The organism is Ruegeria sp. AN6 (genome assembly GCF_056540425.1).
Genome location: NZ_JBQFWR010000014.1, coordinates 59,442 through 80,375, shown reverse-complemented (window position 1 = coordinate 80,375; position 20,934 = coordinate 59,442). Strand labels below are relative to the sequence as shown.

24 protein-coding genes are annotated in these 20,934 nt (G+C 54.5%); 13 read left to right on the top strand and 11 right to left on the bottom strand.

Features of this window, described 5'->3' with window-relative positions; all coding sequences use genetic code 11:
* Positions 1-18 precede the first annotated feature (18 nt).
* Together ACR0MQ_RS18530 and ACR0MQ_RS18525 are read left to right on the top strand one after the other, a co-directional pair.
* Complete coding sequence (locus tag ACR0MQ_RS18530) at positions 19-1,116, top strand: alpha/beta hydrolase (protein ID WP_480456953.1); 1,098 nt, start codon at positions 19-21, stop codon at positions 1,114-1,116.
* Positions 1,113-2,333 carry an MFS transporter gene (locus ACR0MQ_RS18525; RefSeq protein ID WP_480610034.1) on the top strand — a complete coding sequence of 407 codons (1,221 nt, stop codon included), beginning with the start codon at positions 1,113-1,115 and terminating at the stop codon, positions 2,331-2,333. Before ACR0MQ_RS18530 ends, ACR0MQ_RS18525 begins: the two co-directional genes overlap by 4 nt.
* Here the strand turns inward: ACR0MQ_RS18525 and ACR0MQ_RS18520 are convergent.
* The 3 genes from ACR0MQ_RS18520 to ACR0MQ_RS18510 are packed head-to-tail and all read right to left on the bottom strand — an operon-like array spanning position 2,330 to position 4,616.
* Positions 2,330-2,917, bottom strand: a complete 588-nt coding sequence (locus tag ACR0MQ_RS18520) for a Smr/MutS family protein (protein WP_170773566.1) — start codon at positions 2,915-2,917, stop codon at positions 2,330-2,332. The genes ACR0MQ_RS18525 and ACR0MQ_RS18520 overlap by 4 nt on opposite strands.
* On the bottom strand, positions 2,917-3,957 hold the full coding sequence (gene mltA / locus ACR0MQ_RS18515; protein ID WP_480610032.1) for a murein transglycosylase A: 1,041 nt from the start codon (positions 3,955-3,957) through the stop codon (positions 2,917-2,919). Before mltA ends, ACR0MQ_RS18520 begins: the two co-directional genes overlap by 1 nt.
* Entirely contained in the window at positions 3,954-4,616 is a 663-nt protein-coding gene (locus ACR0MQ_RS18510) for a Tim44/TimA family putative adaptor protein (RefSeq protein WP_010442987.1), read from the bottom strand. Before ACR0MQ_RS18510 ends, mltA begins: the two co-directional genes overlap by 4 nt.
* A 108-nt stretch (positions 4,617-4,724) precedes the next feature.
* Here ACR0MQ_RS18510 and ACR0MQ_RS18505 point away from each other — a divergent pair, with 108 nt between their 5' ends.
* On the top strand, positions 4,725-5,225 hold the full coding sequence (locus ACR0MQ_RS18505; RefSeq protein WP_170773570.1) for an FxsA family protein: 501 nt from the start codon (positions 4,725-4,727) through the stop codon (positions 5,223-5,225).
* Positions 5,226-5,279: 54 nt separating this feature from the next.
* On the top strand, positions 5,280-5,780 hold the full coding sequence (secB, locus tag ACR0MQ_RS18500; protein WP_170542522.1) for a protein-export chaperone SecB: 501 nt from the start codon (positions 5,280-5,282) through the stop codon (positions 5,778-5,780).
* A gap of 25 nt (positions 5,781-5,805) precedes the next feature.
* On the opposite strand, the gene dnaQ is transcribed toward secB, so the two are convergent.
* From dnaQ to ACR0MQ_RS18480, 4 genes are read right to left on the bottom strand one after another with little or no spacing between them, the layout of a single operon-like run.
* Entirely contained in the window at positions 5,806-6,528 is a 723-nt protein-coding gene (gene dnaQ, locus ACR0MQ_RS18495; protein WP_170542524.1) for a DNA polymerase III subunit epsilon, read from the bottom strand.
* On the bottom strand, positions 6,521-7,114 hold the full coding sequence (gene coaE / locus ACR0MQ_RS18490) for a dephospho-CoA kinase (protein WP_480610028.1): 594 nt from the start codon (positions 7,112-7,114) through the stop codon (positions 6,521-6,523). The genes dnaQ and coaE overlap by 8 nt, the downstream gene beginning before the upstream one ends.
* Entirely contained in the window at positions 7,111-7,944 is an 834-nt protein-coding gene (locus tag ACR0MQ_RS18485) for a shikimate dehydrogenase (protein WP_170773574.1), read from the bottom strand. Before ACR0MQ_RS18485 ends, coaE begins: the two co-directional genes overlap by 4 nt.
* Positions 7,941-8,540 (bottom strand): Maf family protein, encoded by a 600-nt coding sequence (locus ACR0MQ_RS18480; protein ID WP_480610026.1) that lies wholly within the window; start codon positions 8,538-8,540, stop codon positions 7,941-7,943. Before ACR0MQ_RS18480 ends, ACR0MQ_RS18485 begins: the two co-directional genes overlap by 4 nt.
* 403 nt (positions 8,541-8,943) lie before the next feature.
* Between ACR0MQ_RS18480 and ACR0MQ_RS18475 the strand changes: the two genes are divergently transcribed.
* The 7 genes from ACR0MQ_RS18475 (at position 8,944) to ACR0MQ_RS18445 (ending at position 16,319) form a co-directional block, all read left to right on the top strand.
* A complete protein-coding gene (locus ACR0MQ_RS18475) occupies positions 8,944-9,393 on the top strand; it encodes a CopD family protein (protein WP_480610024.1) in 450 nt (149 codons plus the stop codon).
* Between the two features lie 126 nt (positions 9,394-9,519).
* Positions 9,520-10,791, top strand: a complete 1,272-nt coding sequence (gene rho, locus ACR0MQ_RS18470) for a transcription termination factor Rho (protein ID WP_010442979.1) — start codon at positions 9,520-9,522, stop codon at positions 10,789-10,791.
* 30 nt (positions 10,792-10,821) lie between these two features.
* The gene (gene mnmE / locus ACR0MQ_RS18465; protein ID WP_480610021.1) at positions 10,822-12,108 is read left to right on the top strand and encodes a tRNA uridine-5-carboxymethylaminomethyl(34) synthesis GTPase MnmE; all 1,287 of its coding nucleotides are present in this window, start codon (positions 10,822-10,824) and stop codon (positions 12,106-12,108) included.
* Positions 12,109-12,120: 12 nt separating this feature from the next.
* A complete protein-coding gene (gene mnmG / locus ACR0MQ_RS18460) occupies positions 12,121-13,989 on the top strand; it encodes a tRNA uridine-5-carboxymethylaminomethyl(34) synthesis enzyme MnmG (protein WP_480610019.1) in 1,869 nt (622 codons plus the stop codon).
* Positions 13,986-14,609: a 16S rRNA (guanine(527)-N(7))-methyltransferase RsmG gene (gene rsmG, locus ACR0MQ_RS18455; RefSeq protein ID WP_170773582.1), complete on the top strand. Its 624-nt coding sequence runs from the start codon at positions 13,986-13,988 to the stop codon at positions 14,607-14,609. The genes mnmG and rsmG overlap by 4 nt, the downstream gene beginning before the upstream one ends.
* Entirely contained in the window at positions 14,602-15,405 is an 804-nt protein-coding gene (locus ACR0MQ_RS18450) for an AAA family ATPase (RefSeq protein ID WP_170773584.1), read from the top strand. The genes rsmG and ACR0MQ_RS18450 overlap by 8 nt, the downstream gene beginning before the upstream one ends.
* A 20-nt stretch (positions 15,406-15,425) precedes the next feature.
* A complete protein-coding gene (locus ACR0MQ_RS18445; RefSeq protein WP_170773586.1) occupies positions 15,426-16,319 on the top strand; it encodes a ParB/RepB/Spo0J family partition protein in 894 nt (297 codons plus the stop codon).
* Here the strand turns inward: ACR0MQ_RS18445 and ACR0MQ_RS18440 are convergent.
* From ACR0MQ_RS18440 to rph, 4 genes are read right to left on the bottom strand one after another with little or no spacing between them, the layout of a single operon-like run.
* Positions 16,309-16,662, bottom strand: coding sequence for a YbaN family protein (locus ACR0MQ_RS18440; RefSeq protein WP_170542541.1), 354 nt, complete (start codon positions 16,660-16,662; stop codon positions 16,309-16,311). The two genes, ACR0MQ_RS18445 and ACR0MQ_RS18440, sit on opposite strands and share 11 nt — an antisense overlap.
* A 3-nt stretch (positions 16,663-16,665) precedes the next feature.
* Positions 16,666-17,820, bottom strand: coding sequence for a radical SAM family heme chaperone HemW (hemW, locus tag ACR0MQ_RS18435; protein WP_170773588.1), 1,155 nt, complete (start codon positions 17,818-17,820; stop codon positions 16,666-16,668).
* Positions 17,810-18,424 carry an RdgB/HAM1 family non-canonical purine NTP pyrophosphatase gene (gene rdgB / locus ACR0MQ_RS18430; RefSeq protein WP_480610015.1) on the bottom strand — a complete coding sequence of 205 codons (615 nt, stop codon included), beginning with the start codon at positions 18,422-18,424 and terminating at the stop codon, positions 17,810-17,812. The genes hemW and rdgB overlap by 11 nt, the downstream gene beginning before the upstream one ends.
* On the bottom strand, positions 18,421-19,134 hold the full coding sequence (rph, locus tag ACR0MQ_RS18425) for a ribonuclease PH (RefSeq protein ID WP_170542547.1): 714 nt from the start codon (positions 19,132-19,134) through the stop codon (positions 18,421-18,423). The genes rdgB and rph overlap by 4 nt, the downstream gene beginning before the upstream one ends.
* A 112-nt stretch (positions 19,135-19,246) precedes the next feature.
* Between rph and hrcA the strand changes: the two genes are divergently transcribed.
* Complete coding sequence (gene hrcA / locus ACR0MQ_RS18420; RefSeq protein ID WP_480610013.1) at positions 19,247-20,311, top strand: heat-inducible transcriptional repressor HrcA; 1,065 nt, start codon at positions 19,247-19,249, stop codon at positions 20,309-20,311.
* 10 nt (positions 20,312-20,321) lie between these two features.
* Positions 20,322-20,885 (top strand): nucleotide exchange factor GrpE, encoded by a 564-nt coding sequence (locus ACR0MQ_RS18415; RefSeq protein WP_170773592.1) that lies wholly within the window; start codon positions 20,322-20,324, stop codon positions 20,883-20,885.
* The last annotated feature ends 49 nt before the right edge of the window (positions 20,886-20,934 follow it).

Sequence of the window (20,934 nt, the reverse complement as noted above, 5' to 3'; positions counted from 1 at the left end):
ACCGTGTAGGGACAGACCGTGCTGCGCTATTTGATCATCATCGCGAACCTGTGCCTGCTGGCCGCCTGCGCGGACCGCTCGATAACCGAGATCACGCCCGAAGCGCTGAAGGTCGGTACCCCTGCAACGGTCTTTGCAGCAACAACCCGCGCGCGCGACATGGATGGTAGCTATGGCGCAAAACGCGCCGAGGCTTTGCGGTATCTTGAGATGACTGTCTCGATCCCGCCGTCGCACACGCCGGGTGACCTAAATTTCTCCTACGCGAACCCGAATCCGAACAAACAATTTGTTGTAGCGGATGTTACCGAGTTTTCAGGTCCGCAAGATCTAATGACCCGGTTGCGTGGTGTGGATGACGTGGTGATCTTTGTCCACGGCTATAACGCAACGCAAACCGAAACTGCCTTTCGTGCAGCCCAGCTAAGCCATGATATCGGTATTCCCGGAACCACTCTGATCTATTCCTGGCCCAGCCAGGCGCGCGGAACAGGATATGCCTATGATCTGGACAGTATGCTGTTTGCCCGCGATGGGTTGGAGCAGACGATCCGGCTGCTCAAATCAATGGGCGTCAAACGGGTTATCCTAATCGCGCATTCGATGGGCAGTGCATTGTCGATGGAAATGATGCGGCAAGCCGAACTGCGTGAACCCGGCTGGTCAAACCGCAATCTGGAGGGGGTTATCTTGATCTCGCCCGATCTGGATGTCGATCTGTTTAGGTCACAGATGAACAGCATCAAAAACCCGCCAGATCCGTTTGTGGTGATGGTATCCAGGAAAGATAAGATCCTAAACCTGTCGGCGCGGTTGCGCGGTACTGCGGACAGTAAGAGACTGGGCAATATCAGTTCGGCCGACGCATTGGCCGAATACCCGATAAACGTGATCGACACGACCGCATTCAACAGCGATGCAGGGTCGTCCCATTTCGTGGCTGCAACCTCGCCCGCACTTCTGGCGATTCTCAGCTCGGTCCGCAGGGTCAGCAATACATTCGGTCCTGACCGGCCCGGCATAGATGTGCTCGTCCCTCCCAGCGAACGCAATACGGATGGCGCGACAGAAATCATTCTGACCGAAACCGGGCAGGCGCAGGTCAGCACCCCGTGACGCGACCCGGCCTTCGTCGCTTTCTGATCCAGAATGCAAACTGGCTGGGTGCGGGAGTTCTGCTGACCTTTCTCTCCAGCTTTGGACAGACCTTTTTCATCTCGATCTTCGCGGGAGAAATTCGGGCGGAATTTGAGCTAAGCCACGGAGCCTGGGGTGGGATTTATTCTCTTGGCACAACTGTTTCCGCTCTGGTGATGATCTGGGCCGGAGGTCTTACCGATATCTTTCGCGTACGCGTGCTGGGCCCCGCGGTTTTGACCGGACTGGCATTGGCCGCGTTGGCGATGGCACTGAATGTTTGGCTTATTCTGTTGCCCGTTGTGGTCTTCTTTCTCAGACTTCTCGGTCAGGGGATGAGCAGCCATCTTGCGGCCGTCGCGATGGCGCGCTGGTTTACAGCGACACGAGGCAAGGCTTTGTCGATCGCAACATTGGGGTATGCAATCGGAGAGGCACTTTTGCCCCTGACATTCGTTGCTGCTCTGGCGTTTCTGGATTGGCGCTGGTTATGGGGGCTTGCAGCTTGCACAACCCTTTTGGGTATTCCCGTACTGATCCGGTTGCTGCGTCAGGAACGAACACCGCAAAGCTTGGCGACCAATACCTCGTCTGTCGGGATGCAGGGTCGCCAATGGACGCGCCGCGAGGCGCTGTTGAACCCGTTGTTCTGGTTTATGACACCCGCAATCCTTGCGCCTTCGGCCTTTATCACCGCCTTCTTTTTTCATCAGGTGCATCTCGCCGAAATCAAAGGCTGGCCCCACATACAACTGGTCGCTCTGTTCCCGGTCTTCACAGGGGTTTCGATCCTGTCGATGTTTGCAGCGGGCTGGGCGTTGGACAAATGGGGCACGACCCGGATGATGCCCTATTATCAATTACCGATGGCCATCGGATTTGCGATCCTGTCGGTCTCAACTTCGATTGGCGGGGCATTGATCGGAATGGTTTTCCTGGCCCTTACAGCTGGCGCGCATAATCCATTGCCCAGCGCCTTTTGGGCCGAGTTCTATGGCACGCGCCACATAGGAGCAATCAAGGCCATGGCCGCTGCAGTGATGGTTCTGGGTTCAGCAATCGGACCGGCGTTGACCGGTATGTTGATCGACAAAGGCGTTTCACTGAACACTCAATTCTTCTGGATCGCAGCATTCTTCTTGTGCGTTTGCGGCTTGGTTCGGATCGGCATAGCACGCGCACTTCAATCGGGTTAGCGAACCCGCCTGAGGTACACATAGTAAGCCCCATCGCCACCGTGGCTGATATGTGCGGGCGTCACCTGCATCACCGCCTGCGTTAAGGGTGGAATAGAAAGCCAGTGTGGCACTTGATTGCGCAAAACACCGCGCGGGGTCGGAATTGGCCCGGGCTCGTCGCGATCCTTTCCCTTGCCAGTAATAACCAGCACCAACCGCTTGCCTTGCGCTTGCGCGGTCAGGATAAAACGCACCAAAGCGGGATGGGCTGCGCTCATACGCATCCCATGCAGGTCCAGCTTGCCCTCAGGCTTTAGCTTGCCACGTTTCATGCGCGCAAATGCCTTGGTATCCATTTGCACAGGATTTGCCCGCAATCCTTCGGTGATCGAGGGTTTGAGATTATTCCGCGTGGGTTTGGATTGCGCTGTCTGGCCCAACTCAAATGCTTCGATGCGCGCCTTTGGGGTCTTGGTCGGTTTGGGTTTTGGCAATGTCGTGGGATGGACGGTCTGCGGTATTTCGGGGTGCAATCGTTCAGCTTGTTTGGTGACCTTGCGCCACAGCTCGATCTCTTCTGACGTCAGTTTGCGCCGTGTCATCAGAATTCATCCGGTAACAGGGCATAGGCTCGCTGGATCGGCAAAAGCACGACCATACGACCGGGGTCTTTCAGACGGCCAGCAGCTTGCCCCGCCTCATCCCCAGTACCAAAGAAAATGTCCGCCCGCTGGGCACCCTTAATGGCTGAACCAGTATCCTGCGCGATCATTAATCGCCGTAACGGGGCCTTGCCATCCTTCTCAACCCAAACCGGCGCCCCGAGGGGCGTATATGCCGGATCCGCCGCGATGCTGCGCATCGTGGTGACCGAGCGATTCATGGCCCCCAGAGGTCCGAGTTCTGGGGCAACCCGGTTCACTTCACGAAAGAACACATAAGAGGGGTTGTGAAACAACAACTCGGCACCGGCTTCGGGGTTTTTGCGCACCCAGGCCCGGATCATCTGCGCACTGACCTCGTGCGCGCCCAGCGCCCCGCGACGGATCAACTCGGCTCCGATTGAACGATAAGGGTGCCCGTTCGCTCCGCCATATCCCACGCGTAGCGCGCTGCCATCGGGCAAGCGAATACGACCGGAACCCTGAATTTGCAGAAAGAACAACTCGACCGGGTCATCGACCCATGCGATCTCAAGCCCGCGGCCCGTCATCGCGTCTCCGGTCAGCAATTCGCGGCGACTAAGCCACCGACCAGCGCCTCGCGCCTCGGGAGGCATCCGGTAAAGCGGATAGCGGTATTTGCCGGTTGGATATTTAGAGCCGTCCAGTTCGGGTTCAAAATACCCTGTGAACAACGCGTCATCGCCGTCTTCAACCAGAACCGGTCGGAAAAACAGCTCAAAAAACGACCGTGCGGCCTGAGGTTCATAGGTCCGGGCAACGCCACACAGCGCCTGCCAATCCGGATCCTTCAGATCGCCGCAGGTGTTCAGAAAAACTGAAAGGGCTGCCCCGTGATCGTCGGCAGCCCAGCCATCAAGGTTATCAAATGACAGGATGGATCGCGTCGCCTCGGCTCCGGCGGCGCTGGCAGTGGTCATGACGACCCCCAGTAGAAGCGACCGAATCGCTGCAATCATGCGTCCGTGGCAACAAGTAGCCAGTTCGGATCGTCCGCGCCCATTACACGAGCAAAGGTCCAGCTGTCCTTTTGGCGTTTAACCGTATTGGGGTTGCCTTCGATGATATCCCCTCCGCGATCACGCACGACCGAGGTCAGCTCACCGATAAAGCGCATGGTGATCTCGGCCTGATTGCTGTCCTTGTCGAACGAAACATCTGCCAGAGTAGTTTCACGTACGCCGACAAATTCGGCTTCGATGGTGAGGCCCTTGTCTTCACGATCAGCGACCACAGAGACAAAACTGTCAAAAACCTCTTCGGACAAGAAAGGTTGAATCTCGTCCAGATTGCCTTTTTCGAACCCCATCACGATCATTTCATAGGCACCGCGCGCACCCTGAACAAATTCACTAACGGAAAAACTGGGCTCAACCCGCTTCATCGCGGCCAGAGTTTGCGCTTGCTCACTGTCTTCGGCGACATGGTCGGTAATATCGTGATCCGGCCCGCCATCAATGACCTCGAAATCACGGCGCGTACCATTGGTATCTGGCTGTTGTTGAAGGGGTGGTTTTTCAAACCCTTCGCGTGTGCCCAATACGCTTTTCAGACGCAGGATCAGGAAAACGGCAATTCCGGCCAGGACCAGCAACTGGATCATAGGGTTGTCGCTCATTTCATACTCTTTTCAGCGCCAGGACTTTGTGAACCCGGCCTCAAGCCACTATGTAGGTGACAGTTGGGCGCAAGTCCACAGCCCGGCACATGCTAAAGGATACCGCAAATGTACCTGTTCTTGGCTTTTTTATTAGTTCCGATCATTGAGATCGCCCTGTTCATACAAGTTGGCGGGCTGATCGGACTATGGCCAACGCTTGCAATCGTAGTCCTGACCGCCGTTCTTGGCACTGTATTAGTCCGGACACAAGGTCGCACGGCATTGGCCAATCTACAGCGATCCTTTGCCGAATTGGACGACCCGACCGAACCGCTTGCACATGGGGCTATGATCCTTTTGTCGGGTGTATTGTTGTTGACCCCCGGATTTTTCACCGATGCGGTTGGTTTTGCATTGCTGGTTCCGGGCATCCGCGTTGCTGTGTTCCGCTACCTGAGGTCCAAGGCGACCATCACCCAATTCCAGATGGGCACCGGCGCGCAGTTTCGATCAGGTCCTGACCCGTTCAATCAGGACGACGTTATTGATGGTGAATTCACTGAAGTCCGACCGCGTAACGAACCCGGAAAGCCCTCTAAATGGGTGGAAGGTCCGCACCAGCATTGAGGTACCGCACCCAAATTGATAAGCAGTGTCGAATTTCAATTCCGGAGTAGATAAATGGCCGAAGAAGACGCCAAAGAAAACACAGCGGCACAAGCCGCACCACAGGTTCAAATGCGCGTCCTAGGGCAGTTCATTCGTGATATGTCCTTTGAGAACGTGATGGCGCAGAAAGGCGTCTCAGGCGATGTACAGCCAGAGATTTCGGTTCAGGTGAATCTGGATGCCAAGAAGCGCCCGACCGAGCATCAATTCGAAGTTTCGATCAAGCTGAAGCTAACTTCCAAAGCCAAAGGCCTGGAAGACGTATTGTTCCTGTGTGAGATCGACTATTGCGGGTTGTTCCACGTGGAGGGCGTGCCCGAGGATCAGGTGCATCCGTTCCTGATGATCGAATGCCCACGCATGCTGTTCCCCTTCCTGCGTCGCATCGTCAGCGACATCACTCGCGACGGTGGGTTCCCGCCGGTCAATCTGGATAACATTGATTTCGTGGCGCTTTATCGCAACGAATTGGCGCGCCGTCAGGCCGCACAAGCGCAGAAACCCAACGCTTAAGACATTGACCCGCGGCTGACTAAGATCAGGCGCGGGTCCACAGGGCATTGTCGCCCAGTTTTTCCACAAATTCCTGATGTGCTGCGCGTTCATCCTCGGTAATCCGGGGTGGCAATGCATTGGGTCGTGCCGTTGGGCGCCATTCTTCTCCGCCTCCGGCCATCGCGGTTGTAGTTGCCGACAGGCCGAAATCAGGCTGACGTCCTCCGATCAGCTCCAGATACACTTCTGCAAGGATCTCCGAGTCCAGAAGCGCCCCGTGTAACACCCGGTTCGAATTATCGATACCAAACCGACGACACAACGCATCCAGCGAGGCGGGCGAGCCCGGGAACCGTTTACGCGCTATGGCCAGTGTGTCGATTGCCTGATCCATGGGAATCAGTGACGCGCCCATCCACCTCAACTCGGCATTCAGAAACTTCATGTCGAACGAGGCGTTGTGGATCACCAGCTTGGCATCGCCCACAAAATCGCGAAATCCTTGCCCAACCTTGGCAAAGACAGGCTTGTCCTTAAGCGTCACTTCGCCTTTTTCCGGCGGGCGTGGATTCTCCAGCAAGTCGGGACCGATTCCGTGAACCCCGAACGCCTCATCGGGCATTGAGCGTTCCGGGTTGATATAGACATGATAAGTCTCTCCCGTGGCCACGTGGTTCCACAGCTCCACTGCGCCGATCTCGACAATCCGGTCGCCGCTTTCAGGATCAAACCCGGTGGTCTCGGTATCGAGTACAATCTCACGCATCTGCCATCCCCGCCCGTATCTGCCTGATCACATCCTGCACCTGCAGGCGGGCATGGTCCAGACTATCCGTTTCAATCACAAAATCAGACTGAGCACATTTCTCGTCATTAGACATCTGTTTGGCACGGATCTGCTCAAACTGTTCCTCGGTCATCGTGCCACGCGCCATGACGCGTCGTTTTTGTTCATCAGCCGGAACCCGGACACAGACCACGGCGTCCATTACAGTTTCACCACCGGTTTCAAACAACAATGGAATGTCAAACACCAGGATATCGGCTGAGGTCGCTGCACGAAACGCCGCGCGATCCTCGGCAACCAAAGGGTGTACGATATTCTCAATTATTTTCAGTGCATTAGCATCAATCGAAATGATCTTTTTTAGAGCTTCGCGGCTAACGGCTTCTTTTACAATCGCAGATGGAAACACCTTGCGCATGGGCTCAACTGCAGAACCACCCTTTGCATAAAGCCGATGGACCGCCGCATCCGCATCCCAAAGCGCGCACCCTTCATCTGCGAACATCTGAGCGGTCGTGCTTTTGCCCATCCCGATTGATCCGGTGAGCCCGAGTGCAAAACTCATGCCAAGGCCGCCGCGCGCGTTTCGGGATCAACTTCAGGACGGACACCGAACCAGCGTTCAAATCCGGGAACAGCCTGATGCAGCAGCATTCCCAACCCGTCGACAGTGGTACATCCCGCCTCTTCCGCCTGTTGCAAGAGACGCGTTTGAAGCGGTGCATAAACCAGGTCGGTGACAACAGCGCCGGGTTGCAATCCGTCCAGCGGAACGCGCAGTTCCGGCTGCCCCTGCATACCCAACGAAGTCGTATTGACGACCAGTTCGGCATTCTCGATCACGTTTCCTGCCTGCACCCAATCCACGACTGTGATCCGCTGGCCGAATTCTTCTTTCAAATGATCGGCGCGCGTGCGCGTGCGGTTTGTCAGCAAGATTTCTGGCACGCCAGCCTCTGCCAAAGCCTGCAAAACAGCACGGGCGGCACCACCTGCACCAAATACAACCGCCGGACCATCCGCCGGGTTCCAATCCGGCGCACCCGCGCGCAGATTTGCCATGAAGCCGTACCCATCCGTATTGTCCGCATGAATCGAGCCATCCTCGCGAAATACAAGTGTATTTGCCGCCCCGATGACCGAGGCCCGATCCGAGACGTGATCTGCCAAGCGCAAAGCCGCTTCCTTGTGCGGCACAGTCACATTGGCCCCAACAAACCCGGCTTTGGGCAGCGTGTGCAGAACAGTTTCCAGATCGGCCGGCGCGACATCCATCGGGATATAATGCCCTGCCAACCCATAGGTTTTCAGCCAATGACCGTGCAGCTTTGGTGACCGGGAATGCGCAACTGGATGCCCAATCACTCCGGCCAGAGGAATTCGATGGTCCGTCATTGATCGATCACTCCCTTCACGGCCAGAAAATTAAGCAGCTCCAACAGGGGCATACCCAAGACGTTAAAATAGTCGCCGTCAATGGTAGCGAACAGACGTGCACCTTCTTCTTCCAGCTTATAGGCCCCCACCGCATGATGAATGCTTTCCCAGTTGCGCGCCACATAATCGCGCAGATAGGCATCCGAGCTGGCCCGCATCCGCAAGCGCACCTGACCGACATGCCGCCAGATCGGTTCACCATCCTGATAGACCACCGCGGCGGACAGCAACATATGCCGCTTGCCGCGCATTGCTTTTAGCTGCGCCAGTGCTTCTTCCGGCGTTTCCGGTTTCGACAGAAGCTGACCATCGAAGTCCAGAACCTGATCACAGCCCACGACCATGGCACCCGGAACCTTGTAACTAATTTTACGCGCCTTCATCTCGGCCAGTGCATCAGCGATATCGCGGGGCGATGCCTGCTCGGCCAATAGCGAACGCTTGGCCGTATCTTCATCAACACGCGCGATCTGAGCTGAAAACGGGACGCCCGCGTTTTTTAGCAACCGGGCCCGGATCTCGGACCCCGAGGCAAGGACTATGGGGACAGTCATGTGGAAAACCCCGTGTGCAAATCATTAAGTAGTCTTGAACGGTTTGTATGACTTTCCGGTTGACACGCAACCCCGGGATTTTGGCACAAGACTTCCCCGAGTCGCCCGGATCCTGTCCAGACGGGACAAGGATAAGTCGAAAAGATCGGATAAGCAGGCTATCCCAAGATACCCTATTGGTTATCCACAGATAATATTATGAGTGATCACATTAACTATCTGTAATTATGTTGTTTTTAGAAATATCAATAGATCCTGCAGCTCAGCTAATAGCTTTGTCCACCTGGGGAAAAATGCAGGACAAAAAAGTAATCCACCGATTTTGATCTCCCTACAAAACCATCTTCCTTTTTCTTTCTTTATTTTTTTATTAGGAGGGTTCCAGGCAGATCCGGGAAGCCCGATGACCGACATTCTTTTCGCAATATACCCTTGGGTGAAATCACTGCACATCATGGCGGTGATTTCTTGGATGGCCGGGTTGTTCTATTTGCCCAGACTGTTTGTGTATCACGTCGAAAAAGCGCAGGGCGTGAATGGTGCGCAGGAAATTTTCTTCGAAATGGAAGAAAAGCTGATGCGCGTGATCATGCGTCCAGCAATGATCGTGGCCTGGGTCTGCGGGCTGATCATGGTGTTCACGCCCGGTATCGTCGGATGGGATTGGAGCTGGCCTTGGGTCAAAGGTGCAGCTGTGATCGGAATGACCTGGTTTCATCATTGGCTGATGGCCCGGCGCAAGGACCTTGCTGAGGGGCGAAATAAGCTCACTGGGCGGCAGTATCGCATGATGAATGAGGTTCCGACCATTCTGATGGTTGTGATCGTTCTGGCGGTCGTTCTGAAGTTCTAAGGGCCTGTTTGACTCTTCTCAAGTAAGCGCTTATCTATCGCGTAACGCGCCCGTCCGGGCGAGGTATCTTCCGTTCTGAATTTCCACTCTGGTGCCGCGGTCCAAGCGGCCGAGGTTCGTATCATCATGACAACTGAATCCCTGAATCTGGCTGACCTTAAGGCCAAAAGCCCCAAAGACCTGCTCGCCATGGCCGAGGAGCTTGAGATCGAGAACGCCTCGACTATGCGCAAAGGCGAAATGATGTTCCAAATTCTGCGCGAACGCGCGGATGAGGGATGGACCATCGGTGGCGATGGCGTGCTGGAAGTGCTGCAGGACGGCTTTGGCTTCCTGCGTTCGCCCGAGGCGAACTATCTGCCAGGCCCAGATGATATCTATGTTTCGCCTGATATGATCCGCAAACACTCATTACGGACCGGAGATACGGTTGAAGGTGAGATCAAAGCACCTGACGAAAACGAGCGTTACTTTGCGCTGACCAATGTCACCAAGATCAACTTTGAGAACCCGGAAAAAGCCAAGCATAAGATCCTGTTCGACAACCTGACGCCTCTGTACCCAGATGAGCGTCTGAAAATGGAAATCGAAGATCCGACCATCAAGGACAAATCGGCCCGCGTGATCGATCTGGTTTCACCGATTGGTAAAGGTCAGCGTTCGCTGATCGTGGCGCCACCGCGGACCGGTAAGACGGTGATCCTGCAGAACATCGCGCATTCGATCGAGCAGAACCACCCGGAGTGTTATCTGATCGTCCTGCTGATCGACGAACGCCCGGAAGAAGTGACCGACATGCAGCGCTCGGTGAAGGGGGAAGTTGTGTCTTCGACCTTCGATGAACCTGCAACGCGCCACGTTGCCGTATCCGAGATGGTGATCGAAAAAGCGAAGCGTCTTGTCGAACATAAACGAGATGTTGTTATTCTTCTCGACTCGATCACAAGACTTGGTAGAGCGTTTAACACCGTGGTGCCTTCCTCGGGTAAAGTTCTGACCGGTGGTGTAGACGCAAATGCCCTTCAACGGCCCAAGCGCTTCTTTGGTGCTGCGCGGAACATTGAAGAGGGTGGTTCGCTGACCATCATCGCCACTGCGCTGATCGATACCGGCAGCCGGATGGACGAGGTGATCTTCGAAGAATTTAAAGGCACCGGTAACTCGGAAATCGTTCTGGATCGCAAGATCGCAGACAAGCGTGTGTTCCCGGCCATCGACATCCTCAAGTCCGGCACAAGGAAAGAGGACCTGCTGGTCGATAAGGGTGATTTGGCCAAGACCTTCGTTCTGCGCCGCATCCTTAACCCGATGGGTACGACCGATGCGATCGAGTTCCTGTTGTCGAAGTTGAAACAGACGAAGACGAACGGCGAGTTCTTCGACTCGATGAATACCTGACACAGGTCTTAACCAACGCGAGGCCTTCGAATGGATACGATATTCGCCTTGGCCAGCGCGCAAGGCAAAGCAGGGGTGGCGGTTATCCGCCTCTCTGGTCCGCATGCGCATTCTGCGGCCAACATTTTGGCCGGTGGAGGCCTGCCATCACGCGGGATGACGGTTCGGACGCTTAGCGCCGCCGATGGGACGCGGTTGGATGAGGGTTTGGTCCTGACCTTTAAGGCTCCCTCCAGCTTTACGGGCGAGGACGTGGCCGAACTTCAGATTCATGGTAGCATGGCTTCGGTTAACGCCGTATTGGCATCTTTGTCGGATATGGATGATCTCCGTCTGGCAGAGCCGGGTGAGTTTACCCGGCGCGCTTTGGAAAACAGTAAGATGGATTTGGCGCAGGTCGAAGGCCTTGCAGATCTGATTGACGCAGAAACCGAAGTGCAGCGGAAACAGGCGCAAACGATTTTGGCAGGTGCTTTGGGCACTTTGGCTGAAGGGTGGCGGCGCGATCTGATCCGTGCGGCATCCTTGCTTGAGGCTGTGATTGATTTTGCCGATGAAGAGGTGCCCACAGATGTAACGCCCGAAGTCCGCACAATGATTTCAGGTGTCATGGGCGAACTGACCCGAGAGGCGAAAGGTGTTCGCATCGCTGAGCGGATCCGCTCTGGCTTTGAAGTTGCCATTGTTGGTCTTCCAAATGCGGGGAAATCGACTTTGTTGAACGCCTTAGCTGGACGCGAGGCGGCTATTACGTCTGAATATGCCGGGACAACGCGGGATGTGATCGAAGTGCGTATGGATCTTGCAGGATTGCCAGTTACTCTGCTTGATACAGCCGGTTTGAGAGAAACCGAAGATCATGTCGAAAATCTAGGGATCGAGCTGGCCCGCAAACGGGCCGATGCTGCTGACTTGCGTGTATTCCTAACGGATACACCTGACGATTTAGGCATTCAGATGCAGGAAGATGACATTCATGTTTTGCCAAAATCTGACTTACGAGCAGCTGATGGGCGTGGAATATCCGGTAAAACCGGGCAGGGAATTGACCACCTTATCGACAATATATCGTGTATCTTAAGTGATCGGGCTACTAGCCATGGTATTGCAACCCGCGAGCGCCATCGCGTTGCGATGACAAAGGCAGCGGAAGCGTTGGCTGCGGGACAGACGGTTCTGGAATCGGGGCCAGATATGTATGATATAGCAGCTGAGGAACTGCGAACAGCCATTCGCGCTCTTGAATCTCTGGTTGGACGAATAGATGTCGAAACCCTTTTGGATGAGATCTTTGCTAGTTTCTGCTTAGGCAAGTGAGGAGTGTTTCACGTGAAACATTCAAAATTTGATGTCGTTGTTATCGGTGCCGGGCACGCAGGTACCGAAGCCGCACATGCAGCAGCGCGCATGGGCGTCAAAACTGCTTTGGTGACTTTGTCCGAACAGGACATCGGCGTCATGTCGTGTAATCCAGCGATTGGAGGGCTAGGTAAAGGACATCTGGTTCGAGAGATCGATGCACTTGATGGTGTAATGGGGCGCGTCGCGGATCGTGCAGGTATTCAGTTTCGTTTGTTGAACCGGCGCAAAGGCCCGGCTGTTCAGGGCCCTAGGGCGCAAGCAGACCGGGCCCTTTACCGGGCTGCCATGGCAGAAGAAACGGAGAAACAAGACAACTTATCAGTTATCACAGGGGAAGTAATTGACTTCCTGATGGACGGTCATCGTGTTGTCGGAGTTAAGCTAGCAGACGAATCTGAGGTTCCGGCGCAGGCGGTCATTTTGACGTCTGGAACATTCTTACGCGGAGTAATCCATATCGGGGACGTGTCTCGTCCCGGAGGTCGTATGGGCGATCGCCCATCAATTCGGCTGGCAGAGCGCTTAGATGAGTTTGCATTGCCCATGGCGCGCCTGAAGACTGGTACGCCTCCCCGATTGGATGGCCGGACCATAAACTGGGATATATTAGAACGTCAGGATGGCGACGCGGAGCCAACCCTGTTTTCATTCATGTCTAGGTCGGTGAAAGCCCCACAAATTGCATGTGGTATAACTCACACGAACGCACAAACGCATGAGATTATAGAAAAAAATCTATCGCGTTCTGCCATGTATGGCGGGCATATCGATGGTGTCGGCCCAAGGTATTGCCCGTCCATTGAAGATAAGATCGTTCGATTTGCGGACAAGGAGTCCCATCAGATATTCTTGGAACCGGAAGGGGTTCAGGATAATACAGTATACCCAAATGGTATTTCTACCTCGTTGCCGGAAGATGTTCAGGCTGCCTACGTTCAATCGATTGTTGGACTAGAACATGCAAAAATCCTGCAACCAGGATATGCGATCGAATACGATTATGTTGACCCGCGTATCCTGTCGGCGTCTTTGTCCGTTCCTGATATGCCTGGACTATATCTTGCGGGTCAGATCAACGGTACTACAGGATATGAGGAGGCGGCTGCACAAGGCTTGGTCGCCGGGTTGAATGTTGCGTTAGAGGTGCAGTCTCGAGCGCCCTTCTATTTTACCCGTTCAGACAGCTACATCGGGGTGATGATTGATGATCTTACCACCCGCGGGGTTGCTGAACCTTATAGGATGTTCACGTCACGGGCTGAGTTTCGGCTATCCCTCCGTGCTGATAATGCAGATCAAAGACTGACCCCGATAGGGGAGGAACTGGGCTGTGTTGGGGCGCAGCGCCGGGGCCTATTCGCGACTAAGCTCGAAAAGCTAGCGGCTGCCAAGGCCAGTCTAACTGCGCGAACGTATACTCCCAAAGAAATTTTGGCTGCAGGGATTAATGTCAATCAGGATGGAAATCGACGCGACGGGATGGCTGTACTCGCCTTTCCTGACGTGTCTTTTGAAAATATTGTCCTGCTTGAACCTGAATTGGAAGGGACAGAGAGGGAAATCCGCCGTCAGGTTGAACGCGATGCCTTGTATGCAAACTACATAGCGCGCCAGCAACGTGATGTTGAAGCAATGAAGCGAGACGAGGCCCATGAAATACCTCGGGATTTCAACTATTTTGGGCTGGACGGATTGTCGTCGGAAATGAAGCAAAAGCTGTCACAAGCCAAACCGGCCAATATTGCTCAAGCTGGTCGCGTTGAAGGTGTGACACCGGCTGCATTAACTTTAGTCCTGGCTAAGCTCCGGCGCGACGTGAAAGCTCGCAACGCATGAAAGGTCAAGACGTTGCCATCGCTGAGAAACTGAATGTTTCACGTGAAACATTCGAACGTCTCGCGATCTATGTTGCATTGCTTGAGCGTTGGAATCCGAGAATCAATCTAGTTTCAAAGAACAGCTTAAAGGATATCTGGGTTCGTCATATTCAAGATTCAATTCAAGTATTCAGAACATCTAAGCCTGTAGATCATTGGGTTGATTTAGGCAGCGGCGGCGGGTTTCCCGGAATGGTCTGTGCTATTATGGCAATAGAGTCCACACCAGAAACCCGATTTACGCTGGTTGAAAGTGATCAGAGAAAATCAGCATTTCTTCGAAATGTGGCCCGGGAATGCGGGGCGAAATGCACGGTCTTAGCACGAAGAATTGAAGCAATTGATCCCTTGGGTGCGGATATCTTGTCGGCTCGGGCACTAGCGGATTTGACCAACTTATTATCTTTTTGCGACAGGCATTTAGGTGAAAATGGTGTAGCTTTGTTGCCAAAAGGCGCAACCTGGAAAAAAGAGCTTTTAGACGCACGCAAGGAATGGAATTTCGACGCTGATCCTATTAAAAGTCTTACAGAACCTCAGTCTGTTATCCTGAAAATCAAAGGAGTTGCGCGTGGTTGATCTGTCTCGTCCTGCCGGACCTCGGATAATCGCGGTTGCCAATCAAAAAGGCGGGGTGGGGAAAACCACGACTGCAATCAATCTGGCAGCTGGGTTGGCCGAGGCAGGTTGCAAGGTTTTGGTCGTAGATCTGGACCCCCAGGGCAATGCCTCAACGGGATTGGGGGTCGAAGATCGCGATTGGACAACCTATGACCTAATATTGGACGACGCATCGTTGGAAGCAGTGGTACAGGAAACAGAAATTAAAGATCTTTTTGTAATTCCGGCCACCGTTGACCTAAGTTCAGCAGATATTGAGCTGATCTCGAATGAGAAACGCAGCTATTTATTGCATGATGCGCTGCGCCAGACGGCGATTGACTCGTTTGATCTGGATTTTGTTCTGATCGATTGTCCGCCATCTTTGAATTTGCTCACTGTAAACGCCATGGTAGCAGCTCATTCTGTCCTTGTGCCCTTGCAAAGCGAGTTCTTTGCACTCGAAGGCTTGTCGCAGTTGATGCTGACTATCCGCGAAGTACGTCAGACCGCGAATCCTGACCTCAGGATCGAAGGTGTTGTGTTGACCATGTATGACAACCGCAACAACTTGTCCCGTCAGGTCGAAAAGGACGCTCGTGACAATCTTGGTCAGATGGTATTTAAGACCAAGATACCAAGAAATGTGCGGGTCAGCGAGGCGCCATCATACGCGCTTCCTGTACTGCAATATGATTCGGGCTCACTCGGGGCGATGGCATATCGGCATTTGGCGCGAGAAGTCATGCATAAGAACAACAAAGTAGCCATCTAAGTGGCCGTCAGGAGGGCAACATGAATGCCAGGAAAGGAAAACCCCGAGGACTAGGTCGCGGATTGTCGGCATTAATGGCTGATGTGGCACCAGAAGCAGATGGTCGTATCTCGTCGGAACCTCGCCGCCCCGACCTTACAGTGCCGATTGAGAAGCTGCAGGCAAACCCGGATCAGCCGAGACGTCGATTTGCGCAAGAGCAGCTGGATGAACTTGCCGCATCAGTCAAAGAAAAAGGCATTATTCAACCTTTGATTGTGCGCAGTATAGCAGGTGGCCAATATGAGATTGTCGCCGGTGAGCGCCGGTGGCGCGCCGCTCAGATGGCGCAACTCCATGATATTCCGGTAATTATTCGAGAATTTGATGATACCGAGGTGCTCGAAGTCGCGATTATCGAGAATATTCAGCGTGCTGATCTGAATGCCGTGGAGGAAGCGGCAGGATTCAAGCAGTTGATGGATCGCTTTGGACACACGCAGGAAAAACTTGCCGAAGCTTTGGGTAAAAGCCGAAGCCATATTGCCAACCTGTTGCGTCTGCTGTCTTTGCCAATGGATGTGCAAACACTTGTGATTGAGGGGAAATTGTCTGCCGGTCATGCAAGGGCCTTGATCACAGCAGAAGATCCTTCGAAATTGGCCAAACAAGTAGTGCGTGACGGTCTTTCCGTGCGGGCTACTGAAGCGCTGGTCAAAAAACAACAAGATGGTCCGGATAAGCCAGCACTGAAATCCAGAAATCTAAATGCTGGGAAAGATGCGGATACGCGCGCCCTCGAAAAGGATTTGTCAGCTATTCTGGCAATGAAGGTCACCATCAACCACAAACCCGGATCAGAAACGGGGCAGGTGGTTTTGTCTTATGAAAACCTTGATCAGCTGGATGATCTTTGCGCAAAGCTTAGCCGCTAGGGCGGGTCCAGATAAAAAGCATGACGCCGCTTAGCACAACGGCCTGAATGATCAGGACGTGTGAAGGCATGGACAGCAACACCGACAGGCCAAATACGGCGGCAACCGACAGGGTGGCCGCCTTTTTTGCGCCAGGCCTAATTACGCCCGAGCTCTGCCAGTCGACAATTAGCGGACCAAAGGTCTGATGGGTTAGCAGCCAATTATGTAGCCTTGATGAAGAGCGCGCAAAGAAAAATGCCGCGAGCAGAAGAAACGGCACTGTTGGAAGCAAGGGTAAGACCACTCCAACCATGGCGAGCGCGACGCAGACCAACCCCAAACCAGCCCAGAGATATTGCATTTGTTACTCCAATAGCTCTCGGATAACGGCATTGAGAACGGCGCGGCCCTGAGATGTGGCGCGTAGCTGGTCGTCTTCCAGGATCAACATGCCCAGATCGGCCAGCGTATCAAGTTTTTCCTGCGGCAGGTCTTCGCCCGAGAGTTGCTTGTACCTATCTATATTTAGGCCCTCTGCAATCCTAAGGCACATCATAAGGTATTCAAACGCTTGTTCACGCTGTGTTAGTTCGAACCGGTTGCTTTCTCCACTTCCATTTTCAACGGCGGCCAGCCATTTGGTTGGCGAAAGAAAGGTCTCGGTCGCAAATTTGTGGCCATCAAGGGTGATCCGCCCGTGTGCGCCTGGCCCGATACCCACGTAATCACCATAGCGCCAATAGATCAGGTTGTGCTGAGACTCCGCTCCGGATCGGGCGTGGTTTGAGACCTCATAGGCGGGTAAACCATGGGCCTCGCATATCTCTTGCGTGGCCAGATACATATCCGCCGCGCTGTCATCCTCGGGCAGACCGCGGAGCTTACCAACTGCATAGCGATCTCCGAACGCCGTACCCTCTTCGATGGTGAGTTGATAAAGCGACAGGTGATCAATCGCCATCGACAGGGCCTCGGCCAACTCAGCGCGCCACGCGTCCAGAGATTGATGTTGTCGGGCATAGATCAGATCAAAACTGACACGGTCAAAGCAGCTACGGGCAATATCAAAAGCGGCGCGGGCTTCAGCCACAGTGTGAATACGACCCAGGCGGCGCAGGTCATCGTCGTTGAGGGCCTGCACACCCATTGAAATACGGTTCACACCTGCATCGCGATAGCCTGCAAAGCGACCGGCCTCGACTGAGCCGGGGTTGGCTTCAAGCGTGATCTCCATATCGTTGGCGGGGCGCCAGAGGGCGCGGGCCTCTTCGATGATGGCAGAGATGGTGTCCGGCGCCATCAGCGATGGCGTGCCACCGCCAAAAAAGATCGTGTTAAGTACCCGACCTTGCGTTTCACTGGCTGCGCGCTTTAGCTCGTTCAGATAGCTATTAAGCCATTGTTTCTGATCAATATTTCTTGAAACGTGGCTGTTGAAGTCACAATAAGGGCATTTGGCCTCGCAAAAGGGCCAATGCACATACAGGCCAAAGCCCCCGTTGCGCCAATCATCCGCCAAAGCAGCCTTTCACGAACATCTCCACCGCGCGGCCGCGATGGCTGATCTTGTTCTTTTCCCAACGATCCATCTCGGCAAATGTAATGTCGTGTCCTTCGGGGACAAACATAGGGTCATAGCCAAAACCATCCTTGCCACGAATTGGCCAGGTCAAATGGCCTGGGGCCACGCCTTCGAACACTTCGTCATGCCCGTCAGGCCAGGCCAGAACCAGCGTACAGCGGAATTGCGCTGTGCGAGGATGGGCAGCATTCTTTGCTTCCAGCTCGTTATGTGCGCGGGTCATCGCCATCAGAAAATCACGGCCATTGCCGGTTTCTGCCCAATCGGCGGTGTAGATGCCTGGCGCGCCATCTAGCGCGTCGATGGTGATTCCGGAATCGTCCGACAGGGCGGGCAGTCCGGTGGCTTGCGCGGCGGCGTGGGCCTTAATCCGGGCGTTGCCGACGAAGGTATCCTCTGTCTCTTCTGGTTCAGCCAGGGCCAATTCACCAGCACCCACGACGGCAACACCAAAGGGTTCGAGGAGATGTGCCATCTCCTCAAGCTTGCCTTTGTTGTGCGTGGCGACCAGCAGCTTGTCCCCGTTGAACTTACGAGTCATGCGGTGGCAGCTTTCTGTGCGGCAGCCAGTTCAGCCACGCCCTTTTCCGCCAGATCCATCAATTGGTCCATCTGTGCGCGGCTAAAGACGGATCCCTCGGCACTCATTTGCACTTCGATTAGTTTGCTAGAGCCGGTCATGATGAAGTTGCCATCGACGCCGGCCTCGCTGTCCTCGGGATAGTCGAGGTCCAAAACTGGCTGACCCGCGTAGATTCCGCAGGACACGGCGGCGACGGGATCAACCAAAGGGTCCGAAATAACATCGCCTGTTTTCATCAGCTTGTTCACTGCCAGACGCAACGCCACCCAACCGCCAGTGATCGATGCACAACGTGTGCCGCCATCGGCCTGAATTACATCGCAGTCGACAGTGATCTGGCGTTCACCCAATGCAACTCGGTCTACACCGGCACGCAGAGCACGGCCGATCAGGCGTTGAATCTCTACGGTGCGGCCACCTTGCTTGCCGCTTGCCGCTTCACGCCGCATCCGCGTATTCGTCGCGCGGGGCAGCATGCCGTATTCGGCGGTGACCCAGCCCAGGCCCGAGCCTTTTATAAATGGTGGAACGCGGTCCTCGATCGTGGCGGTGCACAGTACATGGGTGTCACCCATCTTGATCAGGCAGGAACCTTCGGCATGTTTGGTAAAGCCGGTTTCAATTGAAACGGCGCGCATTTCGTTTAGATCACGTCCTGAGGGTCGCATGGAAAATCCTTTGTTTGCTGGGTTGGGGATATCGCTCTGCAGCGTTACGATGCAACCCCGATTGACCTTTCTTGTGCCTGCTATTTAATGACGATCCAGCAGAGGATTGCCGATGAGCGAAGCGAGCAAAATTCTGAGCGAGATGAACGACCGGTCACGTGAGGTGTTCCGGCTGATCGTCGAAAGCTATCTGGACAGCGGTGAGCCGGTCGGCAGCCGCACCCTGACACGCACGCTTTCGGAAAAAGTCAGCGCGGCGACCGTGCGTAACGTGATGCAGGATCTGGAATTCCTGGGCCTGCTGGACAGCCCGCATGTCAGTGCTGGTCGGATTCCGACGCAGCAGGGGCTGCGGATGTTCGTCGACGGATTGCTTGAAATGGGCGATCTGGGCGCGGATGATCGGCAGAAGCTGGACGAAACATTAGGCTCTAACGCGGGCGATGTTGGCGGAATGTTAGATCGTGTGGGATCGGCATTGTCACACGTGACACAAGGCGCTTCGCTGGTTCTGACACCCAAACATGAGGCTGAGATCAAGCATATCGAGTTCGTCTCGCTTGGTCATGATAGCGCTTTGGTGGTTCTGGTGTTCTCTGACGGGCAGGTGGAAAACCGGCTGTTTACGCCTCCACCCGGTCAGACACCAAGCTCGATGCGTGAGGCTGCGAATTTCCTGAATGCGCTGATCGAAGGACGTACGCTTAGCGAAGTGCGTCGCCAGATGCTGTCGCAGATAGATGCGCGGAAGCAGGAAATCGATATTTTGGCGCGTGAGATGGTCGAAAGCGGTATTGCTGCATGGGACGGGGATGGCAGCGACTCGGCGCGTTTGATCGTACGCGGACGCGCGAATCTACTGAATGAACCGGGCCAGGCCGAGGAGTTGGATCGAATCCGCACCCTGTTTGATGACCTTGAGCGCAAACGTGACATCGCTGAATTCCTTGAATTGACCGAGGAAGGTGAGGGTGTGCGCATTTTTATTGGCTCTGAGAACAAACTTTTCTCACTTTCGGGTTCCTCTTTGGTGGTGTCTCCATATATGAACGCTGATCGTAAGATAATCGGTGCGGTTGGGGTCATTGGACCCACACGTCTGAATTACGGACGGATCGTGCCGATCGTGGATTATACGGCGCAACTGGTTGGCAAGTTGATTTCCGACCGGAGCTAGAGGGTAAGAGATGGCAGAGCCCAAGAACGAAGATTTTCTGGACGACATCATGTCCGCAGAAGCAGAAGAGCTGGCCGAGGAATTTGCTGAGATCAGCGATGAAGCTCTGGAGTTGGACGAATTGCGCGCAGAGCGCGACGACTACAAAGACAAATTCATGCGTGCGCTTGCTGACGCTGAAAACGCCCGTAAGCGTGGCGATAAGGCACGTCGGGATGCCGAGCAGTACGGTGGATCCAAGCTGGCGCGTGACATGTTGCCGGTCTATGACAACATGAAGCGGGCGCTCGAGGCCGCAAACGATGAGCAAAAAGAGCTTGCTGCCGGCTTGTTGGAAGGCGTCGAACTCACCATGCGTGCGCTGAAGGACGTGTTCCAGAAGCACGGTATCGAAGTAATTACACCTGAGGTGGGCGACCGGTTTGATCCGAACGTTCATGAAGCGATGTTTGAGGCACCGGTTCCTGGCACCAAAGCAGGCGACATCATTCAGGTTTCGGCAGAAGGTTTCATGCTACACGACCGTCTGTTGCGCCCGGCGCAGGTAGGTGTTTCGTCTATGCCTGCGGGCTGATTGGCTTCAAAGAAGCCAAGCCTTCGGCGAGAGTATTTTTGAAAAGATG